Origin of the sequence: Streptomyces sp. NPDC014727 (assembly GCF_043083485.1) — a bacterium.
Classification (GTDB): domain Bacteria; phylum Actinomycetota; class Actinomycetes; order Streptomycetales; family Streptomycetaceae; genus Streptomyces.
Genome location: NZ_JBIBYR010000008.1, coordinates 33486 through 46929 on the forward strand (window position 1 = coordinate 33486; position 13444 = coordinate 46929).

General features: G+C 69.2%; 4 protein-coding genes. All 4 read right to left on the bottom strand.

Annotated features, from left to right (window positions below):
* Positions 1-4: 4 nt before the first annotated feature.
* The 4 genes from ACF1B9_RS14915 to ACF1B9_RS14930 all read right to left on the bottom strand — a co-directional run bounded on the left by ACF1B9_RS14915 (position 5) and on the right by ACF1B9_RS14930 (position 13377).
* The gene (locus ACF1B9_RS14915; protein ID WP_391745145.1) at positions 5-1687 is read right to left on the bottom strand and encodes a phytoene desaturase family protein; all 1683 of its coding nucleotides are present in this window, start codon (positions 1685-1687) and stop codon (positions 5-7) included.
* Positions 1677-11180, bottom strand: coding sequence for an amino acid adenylation domain-containing protein (locus ACF1B9_RS14920; protein ID WP_391745147.1), 9504 nt, complete (start codon positions 11178-11180; stop codon positions 1677-1679). Before ACF1B9_RS14920 ends, ACF1B9_RS14915 begins: the two co-directional genes overlap by 11 nt.
* 80 nt (positions 11181-11260) lie before the next feature.
* Positions 11261-12202 (bottom strand): sterol desaturase family protein, encoded by a 942-nt coding sequence (locus ACF1B9_RS14925; RefSeq protein ID WP_391745148.1) that lies wholly within the window; start codon positions 12200-12202, stop codon positions 11261-11263.
* Positions 12203-13038: 836 nt separating this feature from the next.
* Positions 13039-13377, bottom strand: coding sequence for a hypothetical protein (locus ACF1B9_RS14930; RefSeq protein ID WP_391745150.1), 339 nt, complete (start codon positions 13375-13377; stop codon positions 13039-13041).
* Positions 13378-13444 lie beyond the last annotated feature (67 nt).

The following is a 13444-nucleotide window of genomic DNA, read 5'->3' on the forward strand; positions in this document are numbered from 1 at the left end:
GTGTTCATGTGCGGGTGCCCCCGTTCGCGGACCATTGGTCGAGCTGGGGCAGGCGGCCCAGCTTTCCGGGGTGCCAGGGTTCCTCCCCACGGCTCTCGGACGCCGTGAAACCGCGCCCCAGCTCGTCGCAGAGGTACTGGACGACGAAGCGGCCGGTCGACGCGGCACGGATCAGGCCGCCCATGCCGACCCACTGCCCGGCCATGGAGAAGCCGCGCAGACCCGGCAGGCGCATGCGGTCCTTGCCGACGAGCCCGGCCGCGATGTCGTCGGCCTCGGAGAAGGCCTTCCAGGCCAGAATGGAACCGTCGTGGTTGCCGGTGTAGCGCCGGGTCGTCACCGGGGAGGCGACGTCGACCAGCTCGATGCGCTCGGCCGTGCCCGGCATGCGGCGCTCCAGGAATCCTCGGACGAAGTCGGCCACTTGGCGCTTCTGTGCCCGGTACTCCCTGCGGTCGGCAGTGCGCAGCGCTTTCCAGTGGGCGAAGTCGCTGAAGTAGGTGCAGTGGACCACCGACCTTCCGGGCGGGGCGAAGCCGTCCGAGTAGCGGGAGCGCAGCTGGACCACCAGACTGCTCTGGAGCGCGCCGGGCAGTCGCGCGGCGTCCTCGGGGGAGAGCAGATACGTGGTGCTGTGCGCCCGGTCGGGGCCCAGATCGCCCCGGATCCCGACGAAGGCCGAGACCACCGCGGGGAAGAGGGTGCCGGGGCGGTGCAGCAGGTCGTTGTACAGCTTGTCGATCCGCGGCCCGGTGAAACGGCCCTGCAGCAGGCCGTGGATCGTGGTGTGGCCATCGCAGGCGGAGACGACGTGATCGGCGTAGTACCGTCTGCCGTTGCGCAGTTCGATGCCGATGGCACGTCCGTCCTCGACCAGGATCCGTTCGACTCGTGCCCGGTAGCTGATCTCGCCGCCCAGCGCCGTGTACCGCTCCTCGATCGACCGGGCCAGGCCCAGCGAACCTCCTTGCGGGAAGCCGGCGTTGTGGTGATGGGCGCTGGCCATGTTGAACAGGTAAGGGAGCAGCGGGAACCCTTCCGGGTCCTGGAAGAAGATGTTGCGGAACGCCCGGCGCAGCAGCGGGTCCTGGAACCGGTCGGCGAACTCGTGCATGGGAGTCGACGCCGTGCGCCAGAAGAGACGGAACGCGGGCAGGACGGTGCGCAGCGTCTCCACCCGCTCGCGCACGCTCCGCAGGGCCGGGGCGGTCAGGAAGGGGTACAGCTCGATGTCGATGAACCGCCGCAGATCGCGGCAGAACGAGCGGATCAGCCGGGCGTCGCCGGGCGACAGGTCGAGCAGGTGGCGCTCCAGCCGGTCCGGATCGTTGTAGAAGACCACTGAACGGCCGGTCTCGTCGACGACCCGGTTGAACATCTCGAAGTTGGTGATCGTCTTGCCGTCGAGCGCTCCCAGTTCACGCCATACCTGGTGGGCGTCGTTGCCCATGGCCGTGCCGATGAGCCACTCGATGCAGTAGTCGAAGATGTAGCCGTCGCGCGACCAGGCCGTACAGCACCCGCCGGGCAGCACATGTTTCTCGAAGATGCGGGACCGCATTCCGTTCATCTGTGCGTAGCACCCGGTGGACATGCCGGCGACACCGGCGCCGATCACGATGACCCGGGGGCTGCCGTCCGCTCCCCGCTCACCTGCGCTCCACGCGTCGCCCGTGTCACCGGCCATCGGCGCCGCCCTCCTGGAGGATGCCGCGCACGAGCTCGGCGTTGCGCGCCACGTGCTTGGGGTCGAGCATGTCGGCGTGGCTTCCGGAGCCGCGCAGCACGGCCGTGCCCGTGGTGGAGCTGCCGTGCCAGGTGCCACGGGCGCCGGCCGCGTAGAGCGCGGTCTTCTCCTCGTCCGTGACCACGCTGACAGTCGCGGAAACCGCGCCGAGGTTCGGTGTGCGGCCGCAGAACGCCAGGTACTCCGCGGCGTGTTCGAGGGTTTCGCGAGCGACGATCTCCGACCCGGTGTGCTTGCGCAGGTGTTCGGCCAGTTCCGCCTCGAAGATCTCGAAGTGCTCGCGGCCGGGCGCGTAGGGCTCCAGGATGCGATGCGAGTCGAGGACGATCACATGGACGACATCGCGTCCCCGGCATTCGAGTTCCTTGGCCACCTCGAACGCGAGGTTGCCGCCGAGGGAGTAGCCGAGCAGCAGGCAACTGCCCTCGGGCCGCAGGGATTCGACGAGGTCGGCGTAGTGGCCCACCTTGTTCTCGCCGGGGACGTAGTTGAAGGCGACCAGGCGGTACTCGGGCAGTTGGGCGGCGAAGGCCCGGTAGACGAGACCGTGGCCGCCGGCCGGCGGGAAGCAGAACACCGTCACCTCCCGGTCGTCGTTGAAGCTGAGACAGGACAGGTCGTCCGAGATCCCGCCGGTGGCGAGACGCTCCACCGTGGCGGCCATCCCGTGCAGGGTCGTGACCTGGTACAGCAGACTCACCGGAATGGCCACGCCGAATTCCTGCCGGAGTCGGTGGATGAGCTCGATCAGCTTGATGGAGCTGCCTCCGGCCTCGAAGAACTCGAGTGTCAGATTGACCCGTTCCAGCCCGAGCAGCTCCTTCCAGTGCCTGGCCATGCTCATTTCGAAGGGTGTGGTGAGTCTCTCCTCGGGCTCGTCGCGTGCGTCGAACCGGGGAGTGGGGAGACCGGCGACATCGACCTTCCCGTTGGCGGTCAAGGGCAGTTCCGGCAGGGCGACGAAGTGCGAGGGGACCATGTACGCGGGCAGCAGCCCCGCGAGACGCCGACGGAGCGCGTGCCGGTCGAGCGCTGTTCCTTCCGCCGGAACGCAGTAGGCACAGAGCACGTCCTCGCCCTGGGCGTCGGGGCGCACCGCGACGACCGTCCGGGCCAGCTGGGGCCACTGGGCGAGGTGGGCCTCGATCTCGCCGATCTCGATCCGATGGCCGCGCAGTTTGACCTGGTCGTCGACGCGCCCCAGCAGATGGACGAAGCCGTTCACGTCCCAGCGCGCCGCGTCGCCGCTCCGGTAGAGGCGTACGGGTTCGGCGCCCGGCTCCCGGCTCAGCGTCCGGGTCACGAAGCGCTGGGCGGTCTGCGCGGGGTCCCCCGCGTAGCCGAGCGCGACACCGTCGCCGCCGATCCACAGTTCGCCCGGCACCCCGGGCGGCACGGGCTCGCCGTGCTGATCGAGCACATGGAGCGTGCTGTTGCCCAGGGGGCGTCCGATCGGCACCGTCCGCCCGGGTTCCAGGTCGTCGACGGGACCCTCGAAGCAGGCGCTGTCGATGGTGGCCTCGGTGACCCCGTAGGAGTTGATGAGGCGGGTGCGCGGTCCGCACAGCTCGCGCAGGCGTCGGTACTCCCCCACCTTCCAGGAGTCGGACCCGACGACCAGCAGGCGCATGAAGTCCAGCCGGTGGCCCTCTCGTTCGCAGTGGTCCATGAGCGCCCGCGCGACGGCGGGGACGAACTCCGCGCAGTCGACGTTCTCCTCCCGCATGGTCCGGTGGAGACGTTCGGTGTCGAAGAGCAGGTCCCGGTCGACCAGGACCAGATTGCCGCCCGAGCACAGTGCGCGCACCAGGTCCCCGGTGAAGACGTCGAACGACGGGGCCGCCATCTGGAGGTGGACCCGCACGTCACGGTCCAGCCGGTACTCCTTCAGCCACGCTCCGTACGCCGAGGCGAGGTTCCGGTGACTGACCTGCACGGCTTTGGGGTGCCCGGTCGAGCCGGAGGTGTGGATGACGTACGCGGGCGAGTCGAGGCCGGGCGCGTCCTCGGCGCCGGGCGCGGGCTCCCGCGGGTCGTCCGGGGCGGGCTCGGACTCGCGGAGCTCCCGCAGGGTCAGCGTCTCGGCCGGCAGCCCCGGCAGCCGGTCGCGGCAGGCATCGTCCTCGACGACCACGAGGGTGGCGGCCGCGGTCCGCACGGTGTGCGCGACCCGGTCGGCCGGATGGTCGGTCGGGACCGGGAGGTAGGCGCCTCCCGCCTTGAGGACCGCCAGCAGTGCGACGACGAGGTCGGACGTCTTCTCCAGGCACAGCACCACCACCGATCCGGCACCGGCTCCCCGTCCCCGCAGCCGCCGGGCCAGTTCTCCTGAGCGGCGGTCCAGTTCCGCGTACGTCAGCCGAAGGGCCGTCCCGCGACGTGCCGGCACCGTGACGGCGACGGCGTCCGGGCACCGGGCCGCCACCTCTGCGATCAGCTGATGCACCGGGCGGACCCGGTCCTTCTCCCACTGCCCCGCACCGGCCTGCAGAGCGAGGTGCCCGGCGCCGCTCCACTCGCGGACCAGCCGTTCGCGCTCCTGGGCACCGAGCATCTCCAGTCGGGTGATGGGCCGTTCGGCCGGTGCCCGGGTCATGCTGTCGAGCAGTGTGGTGTAGTGCGTTGCCATCCGCTGCATGGTCTGAGGCAGGAACAGGTCGGTGTTGTACTTGAGGACACAGTGGAACCGACGCTCCGCCTCGTCCTCGTAGACGGAGAGTGTGACATCGAACTGCCCTTCCTCCTCGGGTAGTTCGATGTACTCCAGCCGATAGCCGTACTTCTCGGTGGCGACCTTGTGGGTCAGCAGGATGAACATCGCCTGGAACACCGCGGAGCGGCTGGGGTCGTGCTGGAGCCCCAGCTCGTCCACAAGCAGGACGAACGGGTACTCCTGATTGTCGAGGCCGCCCAGCACGGTCGCGCGGACCCGCTGCAGCAGGTCGGCGACCGATGGTTCGCCGGAAAGGTCCGCGTGCAACGGGAGCGGGTTGACGAAGTAGCCGTAGACGGAGGCGAACTCCTGGTCGGTCCGGCCGGTCACGGGGCTGCCCACGATGACGTCGTCCTGACCCGAATAGCGCTGGAGCAGTACGTAGTAGGCGCTGAGCAGCACCATGAACGGGGTCACGTCGTGCGCGCGGGCCAGAGCGTGTACGCGGGCCGTGAGAGCCTCGTCCAGTACGAAGAACTCCGAGGCGCCGTTGTGTGTCTGCACGGCCGGACGGGGCTTGTCGACGGGCAGTTCCAGCACCGGTACCTCCGCGGGCAGGTGCGAGCGCCAGTAGTCGAGCATGCGGTGCGCCGCGGGCCCGGCCAGGAAGCGGTTCTGCGCGTTGAGGAAGTCCAGATAGCGGGCCGTGACGGGCGGCAGCGCGGGCGCACGGCCTTGACGCAGCCCCTCGTACACCGCGAGGAGTTCCTCGATGAAGGTGAACGTCGAGATCGCGTCGGAGACGATGTGGTGGACCGCCTTCATGATCACCCAGCGGTCCGGGCCGCGCTTGAAGAGCCGGAAGCGGAACAGCGGGTCGTGTTCGAGGTCGTACGGCCTGCGGTACTGGGCCACGATCGTCCGGTGGATGTCCTCCCACTCCTGGTCCTGTACGTCGAACAGCGCGACGTCCGGGCTCCGGTCCGTGGACACCTGCTGCACCGGCACGCCGTCCACCGTGAGGAAGTTCGTCCGCAGCGCGGGGTGACGTCGCACCAGGCAGCGGACGGCCTCGAACATCAGGTCGGGTTCAAGAGCGACACGGACCTCGACCGCGCCGCCGATGTTGTACGCGTAGCCGTCGGGATCGAGCTGCCTCAGGAACCACAGGGCCTTCTGATTCTGCGTCAGCGGATGGCACAGCTCGTCGTCGAACACCTCCACCGCGGCCTTGTCGTCATCCTCGGTTTCCAGCGCCACCGCTTCGGCGAGACCGTCGTGGAGCTGTCCGATCAGCTCGTCGACCGGAATGCCGCTCAGCAGGGCCACCACAGGCGGAGCGACGCCGAGTTCGGAGACGAGCCGTGCGCGCAGCTCCATCGCCAGGAGCGAGTCGAGTCCCAACGCGTTGAGGCCTGCCCGTGGGTCGATCCGATCGGTTCCCGTCCGCAGCACCGAGGAGGCCACTTCCGTGAACCGCCGGGTCACCAGAGCCAGGCGCTCGGTCGCGTCCGCGTCGCGGAAGGTGTCGAGGATGCCCTCACCCGTGGAGTCGCCGGTGCCGGTGCCTGCCGTCGCCGCGAGGTCGGCCACCAGCGCGGGCGGCGAGCCGTACCAGGCCAGGAACACCGGCCAGTCGACGACTGTCGCGACGAGCAACTGGGCCCGGTCCTGGCCCATGACACGCTCCAGGACCGCCATCCCGGCATCCGGTGAGAGCGAGCTCATACCCCGGCTGCGGAGGTAGTGGTCGACGAGCCCGAGCTCTTCGATCATGCCGGTGGCCCACGGTCCCCAGTCCACGCTCAGCCCCGGCAGACCCAGTGCCCGGCGGTGCTGGGCCAGCGCGTCGAGGAACGCGTTCCCGGCGGCGTAGTTGGTCTGGCCCGCCGTGGTCAGCAGTGAAGCGATCGAGGCGAACAGGACGAAGTGGTCGAGCGGTTCGTCGCCGAGGTGCCGGTGGAGCAGATACGCGCCGATGGCCTTGGGATCGTGGGCCTCGGCGAAGGTTTGCCGGTCCATGTCCGTGACGAGTGTGTCGCGTACCTGGCCGGCCAGGTGGAACACCCCTCGTACAGGCGGCGGGGAGGTGCGCCGACGCGCGTCGAGCCAGGCCGTGAACGCGGCCTCATCGGTGATGTCGAGCGGTGCCAGGACGATGCGCGCCCCGAGCGCCTCCAACTCCTTGACGAAGGCCACGGCACGGCCCTCGGCGGTGTCGGGGTCGAGACCGCGCCAGGCGGAGCGCTCCGGGAGCGCGGTGCGTCCGATCAGGATCAGACCGCGCGCCCCGCGCCGTACGAGTGTCCGGCAGAGCAGTCTGCCGAGCGCACCGAAGGCACCGGTGACCAGGTAGTCGGCATCGGCGCGCAGCCGCAGCGGAAGGGGACGCGTCAGCCCTTCGGCCCGCCGCATCCTGCTGGTGAGGCGGTGGTCGCCGCGCAGCGCGATCTCTTCCTCGTCATCGGTGAGGACCTCGTGCAGCAGCGCCCGGGCGTCGGCCCGGCATCCCTCGTCTCCTCCTCGGCCGGGATCCAGGTCGATCAGTTTGCCGCGGTGGGAGGTCAGCTCCTGATGTCTGAGCACTCGACCGATCCCCCATGCGGGTGCCCCCAGGGGTTCGACGGTCTCGCCGGGCTCGACGTGCTGCGCGCCGCGCGTCACGATATGCAGCCGGCCTTCGGCCCCGTGGCGGAGCAGCGTCCGGGCGAGCGCGATCAGCGAGTACGCCCCCGTGCCGCTGTGCTGCACGAGGTCCTGCCGTGAAGCCTCCGCGAGGTGCGGCAGGTCGAGGTTCCACAGATGCACGATGGCTCCGAAAGACGGCCCACCGGTCCTGCCGTTCGCTCCTTCGTGGTCGTTGTCCCGGTCCTGGCCGCCCTCGCCCAGGTCGGCGAAGAGCCGTTCCAGATCCGCGGCCGATCCCGGCACGACCGTGAACTCCTGTCCGTCGTCGCCCCTTCGGTACACCTCACCCTGACGCACAAGACGGCAGCGCTCACCGCGCGCGGCGAGCAGGGCGCTCAGAGCATCGCCGACGCCCTGCCGATCGGCGAACACCAGCCAGTCGGCACCGCCCCCTGCCGCGGTTTCGGCTCCGGCCCCGACCCGGGCCTCGCCCTCGTCCCGGTCTTCGCACGGGTCCTTGCCCTCGGCGGAATCGAAGGGTCTGTCGATCCACGTGGTCTCGGCGAGCCAGGAATCGATCGTGCCGAGGCCGACCGTCGTGGACGCCTTCTCCACATCGGCTGCGCGAAAGCCACCGATGCCGCCCAGGGACTCGCCGCCGTCCGCGTAGACCGCCATGTCCCCGACGAGCTCGTCCGCGCCGCCGCGGGTCACTGTGGCGTGCACCCAGATCGGCCGGTCCCCGACCGGGGCGAGGCACACCTCGTCGATGGACAGGGGCAGGCGAATGCCTGAGGTCTGCCGGTCCACGCCGCCGTCGAGGAGTTGCGTCGCGAGCAGGGACTGGAAGCAGCCGTCGAGCAGTACGGGGTGGATGTGGTGCCGGGCCGCGTCGTCCCCGATCACCGCCGGCGGGCGGAGCCGGGCGAGGACTTCGCCGGATCCGATCCACACCTCTTCGATGGCCCGGAACGCGGGGCCGTAGTGGTACCCCAGGGCGGCCAGCTCCGTGTAGCAGTCCGCACCGTCCAGCCGACGTCGGCAGCGTGCCGCGAGAGCCTCGGTGTCGACCGGCGGACCGGCAGGACGCGGCTGCCCGGAGCGCACGACACCACTCGCGTGCACCGCCTGCTCACCCCCGCCCTCCTCCGCCGAGGCAATGGTGAACACGGCGCTCTGCAGCGAGAGCGACAGGCGTACGGCCCGGTCCTCGCCCTCGGGCAGGAAGAGGGCTCTGCGGAGTTCGATGTCCGTGAGCACGGCGTGGGTGCCGCCGGTCAGGGAGCGGACCGCCTGCACGGCCATCTCCAGGTACCCCGCCGCCGGGAAGACGACGGTCGACTGGATGCGGTGGTCGTCGAGGTAGGGCAGCCGCTCGGTGTCGAGCGTCGTGTGCCACGTCGGTTCCGGGTGCGTCGTGCGCCGGCCCAGCAGGGGATGCTCGGTCCGGCCGAGGCGGACGTGCGCGACGGGGCCGGGCTCGGTCCAGTGGCGGTCGCGCTTCCACGGATAGCGGGGCAGGGGCACCGGACTGCCCACCGGGTGCAGGGCGTCCCAGGCGACGGGGACGCCGACGTTGTGCAGCTCCGCCAGCGACGTCGCGAAGCGCTCCGGCTCGTTCTCGCGGCGGCGGATCGACGGAAGGGTGCGTACGGCCGTCCCCCTGCCGTCGAGGCACTCACGGATGGAGTGTCTGAGCACCGGATGCGGACCGATCTCCAGGAACAGCCCGAACCCGTCGTCGGCGAGCCGGTCGACGGCCGAGCGGAAGAGGACCGGGTGGCGGACGTTCTTCCACCAGTACTCCGCGTCCAGCTCGCTGCCGTGCGCCGTGCCCTCCTGAGCCGTCGGATACAGCGGAACCGTCGCCGCCCGGGGTTCGAGTCCGGCCAGGGATGTCAGCAGCTCGTCCTTGATCGCCTCCATGCCCGCGCTGTGGTACGGGACCTGTACTGTCAGAAGCTTGGCGAAGACCTGCTCGGACCGCAGCACGTCCGCAAGCTCGGCCAGTGCGTCGCGGTCCCCGGCCAGCGTCACCGCCGAGGGACTGTTGACCGCGGCCACCGATACCCGGTTCCCGTACGCCGCCACCCGGAACCGCGCCTCCGCCTCCGGCAGGCTGACGGCGAGCATGGTGCCGGTCCCGGTCAGCCGCTGCTGAAGCCGGCTGCGGTGCACCACGATTCGCGCCGCCTCCTCCAGGGTGTAGACGCCCGCTTCGTAGAAGGCGGCGATCTCGCCGGTGCTGTGGCCGACCACGGCATCGGGCCGCACACCGTACTGGCGCCACATGGCCGCGAGTCCCACCTGGACGGCGAAGTTGGCCGGCTGTGCGAGCCATGTCTCACCCATGCGCGAATCTGCTTCGTCCGCCGTCATCTCCGCGATCAGGGACCAGTCCGCGAACCTGCGGATGGCCTGATCGCAGCGGGTGACCGCCTCCCGGAACACCTCGTCGCCCTCGAACAGCTGGCGGCCCATTCCCCACCACTGCGGTCCCATGCCGGTGAACACCCAGACCAGACGGCGCTGTTCGGCATCGAGCTGCCTTCCGTGGACGACCCGCGGGTGGGGTTCGCCTCGTTGAAAGGCGGCGAGCCCCTCGTCCAGTTCGGCACGTGAGGAGTACACGACGGAGAGCCGTGACTCAAGATGCTGGCGGCGACGGGCAAGCGTGTATCCGAGATCGGTCGGCGACACCTCCGGCCCGTGGAGCCCGGCCAGTTCGCGACGGATGCCCGCCGCCACCTCGGGCAGGACGTCCGGGGTCCGGGCGGTCAGCGGAAGGATGTTCCAGGCCCGTTCGCGGCGCACGGCCTGCTGCGGTGCCCGCTCGGGTGCCTCCTCCAGTACGACATGGGCGTTCGTGCCACCGAAGCCGAACGAGTTCACCCCGGCCCGTGCGGGACCCTCGTGCTCCGGCCAGTCGGTCGGCTCGGTCGGGATCCGGTACGGGGAGGTCTCCCGGTCGATGGCGGTGTTGACCCGTTCCAGGTTGATGTGGGGCGGGATACGGCGGTACTTCAGACAGAGAACGGTCTTGATCAGTCCGGCGATGCCCGCTGCCGCCTCGGTGTGCCCGATGTTCGTCTTGACGGACCCGACGTAGCAGGGGGCGCCGGGCCTGCGTCCCACGGCGAGCGCCCGGCTCAGCGCGTTCGCCTCGATCGGATCGCCGACCGGGGTCGAGGTGCCGTGCGCTTCCACGTACTGCAGGGCGCCGGGAGTGATGCCCGCTGCTGCGCAGACGCGTTGGATGAGGCCGAACTGGGCGTCCTCGCTGGGCACGGTGATGCCATTGGTGCGGCCGTCCTGGTTGACCCCCGTACCGAGGATCACCGCGTGGATGGGATCGCCGTCGCGTACGGCGTCGTCCAGCCGCTTGAGCGCGACCATTCCTACACCCTCGGCCCGTACGTAGCCGTTGGCGGCGGCGTCGAACGTACGCGAGCGGCCGTCGGGCGACAGGAATCCGCCCTTCGTCTCGGCGATGGTGTACTGAGGTGCCATGTGCAGCAGGACGCCACCGGCCAGTGCGAGATCGGTCTCGCCGTTGTTCAGGCTCTGGCAGGCGAGGTGCACCGCCACCAGGGAGGAACTGCAGGCGGTGTCGATCGACAGGCTGGGACCCCGGAAGTCGAAACAGTGCGACAGACGGTTCGAGACCATCGTCATCATGGTGCCGGTGGCGGTGTGCGCGGCCAGTGAGGCAAAGCCCAGATCGGAGAACTGGAGGATCTTGTAGTCCAGTGTGAACGCGCCGACGAACACGGCGGTATCGCTGCCGGCGAGCTCCGAGGGCCGCTGGCCGCCGTCCTCCAATGCCTCCCACGCCACTTCCAGCAGCTTGCGCTGCTGGGGGTCCATATGGTCGGCCTCGCGCGGGCTGATACCGAAGAAGCCGGGGTCGAACTCGTCGAAACCGTCGATGTATCCGCCTCGGCCACCGATCAGACGTCCGGGTTTCTCCTTGAACCGGCTGCGGAGCGTCGAGACGTCGTAGCGGTCCGCCGGTGTGCTGGTGATGCAGTCCTTGCCCTCCATGAGGTTCTGCCAGTAGGCGCGGTGGTCCGATGCACCGCCGGGCAGTCGGCAGCCCATGCCGATGATCGCTACTTTGTCGCTCACAGAGGCACTGTTCACGTCGGGCAAGGTCGTACTCCTCAAATCGTGGCGCCGCGACACGGCATGGATGCGAGAGGGGGTGCGGTATCCCGGAAAGGAGAGGCAGCTCAGGCGGAACCGGGCCCGGCTCTCTTCGCGCGGCGCCAGGGGTGGAGAAGGCTGGTGGTGATATCGGCGGTCGGGGGGAACGAGGCGGGGTCACCGATCCCGACCGCGATCGGCTCCCGGCCGGGCCGCCAGGTGTAGCTGCCGAAGAGGTGGTCCCAGACGGACAGGTCCGATCCGTAGTGGCCCGCCTCGGACAGGTCGACGCTGTGGTGCAGCCGATGCTGTTCGGGGCTGGCGAGCACATGGTTGAACCGCCCGATATGGACGTCGATGTTGGCGTGGACGAAGTAGCCCTGCGCGGCCACGAAAAGACCCACGACGAATACGGATTCCCGGGAGAATCCGATCGAGGCCAGAGCCAACTGCACAGCCCCCTGCGCCAGCATGATGTCGAGGACATGATTGACACCGTTACTGGCGACATTCACTTTCTGCGGCACGTGATGCACGCCGTGCAGTCGCCACAATATCGAATTGGAGTGCCCCAGTCGGTGTACGAGATAGCTCGCCAGCGAACCCGTCAGCAGAGCCGCCGGAATCTCCTCCCAGAGATGGGGCGCAGATTTCTCGGGCGCCACCGCCGAAACGGCGACTGTGACCAGATACTGCGCCAGGGCGCTGGCCGCCATCGTCAGCAGGAAGTAAACGCCGCACCAACGCCACTCGTCGGCATCGGGGTGCCAGGCGCGCTGATGCGGAATCAGACGTTCGAGAGCCGTGAGGTACGAAATGGTGCCGAGCAGGAAGAGCGGGCTCACCCGGCCGGGGTCCCAGTCCAGCCGGAGAGCGGCCATGGCCACGGAGAACGTAGCCACCAACAAGAAGGGGTACGCCGACGCACGGAGGACGGCGCGCGCTGAAAGCACGGCCGCATCCTCACTCCATACCGGGCCGGAACCCGGGGCCGCATCACCACCGGGTGACTGTTCACCATTTTCCATTCACAGCACCTTCACAAAGGACCAGCACAGAGAAATACATAGACCGCGAAGCAGACCGCACAAGTGGAACCGACGACTTCCTGAGGGCGCACGGAACCGGAATGACGGACACCGGTGGCCACACGCACAGGAAGCCGCACCCGGGACTGATGTGAACCGCGTTACGAACCTTGTGAACTTGAGCGGGACGACCGGGTCACCCCGCCCTGTTTCAATTTCCCATCCCGACGCCCTCAACCGTCGGATTCCAGCCTCGTCGCGACACTCCGGACACCCTCGACCGGATTCGCCACCTCGTTTGATTTCCCATGATGCGGGAGGACCAGCCGGGCGGAATGCGAATAATTCGACCAGCCGGCAAGCGAGTTGCTAATAACATTTATAATTCATGGGACTTTATAATTCGACCCGTCGGGCGGGGGTTCTTCGCGCGTCCGGCGCGAACCCCAGGGGGCCTGGAAAAAGGCCGGCGCACCGCAACGGCCTTCCGCTGTCGGCCGAGATCCCGCTCGCCCCGGCCAGGACGTCGGCGAGGCCTCGTTCCGATCCCGGCGACGCGGCGGCGCCAACGGCACCCCGCACGCCCCGGCATCGGGCGGATGGGTGCGCGGGAGGCAGTCGGGTCCACCGTGGCTCATAAGTGCCGGACCCGGAGCACGAATGGGGTATCGACCGCACCCTGTTCCCGCCACCGCCGTCGCATGACGCGTGAGAAGCCCTTGCTGGTGGGCCGGCGGCCACGCGACGTGATGTCCGCGCTTCCCCGCGCCCCGACCACCCGCCCGGCGTCCGGAACCGTCCGGATCGCGGGTGGCGTCGGCTCGTCCGGGAGGGACCTACCGCGTCCGCAGGGCAGCGGTGACGGCTTCCAGAACCTCGATGGGGCGCAGCAGATCCGTGTAGGCGATCGGCGGTGTGCCCGTACGCGCCATCTCCAGGAACGCTTCGAGCCCCGGCACGCAGTAGTCCGCGTCGAGGGCGAGAGTCTGCTGGACCATGGTGTCCTGAGTGAACGTCATTCCGTGGAACGGGATCTGGTGCGTTTCGGTCGGTTCGACGAAGTTCACGACGACGCGGGTGCCGCCGGCGGTGAATGACGCGGTGACGGTGGTGTCGGTGATGTCCGTGCGAACACCGCAGATCTCGCCGGGGGCGAGCCGGAGAGCGAGATCCACCGGGTGGATGCCGTAGAAGAAGATCCCGCCGTACTCACCATCGGGATCGGCAGGCCCCGACGTCGGC

Bases quoted from the DNA above. Each gene is read 5' to 3' on its own strand.
- ACF1B9_RS14925 (WP_391745148.1), bottom strand. From the start codon at position 12,202: ATGGAAAATGGTGAACAGTCACCCGGTGGTGATGCGGCCCCGGGTTCC.
- ACF1B9_RS14915 (WP_391745145.1), bottom strand. From the start codon at position 1,687: ATGGCCGGTGACACGGGCGACGCGTGGAGCGCAGGTGAGCGGGGAGCG.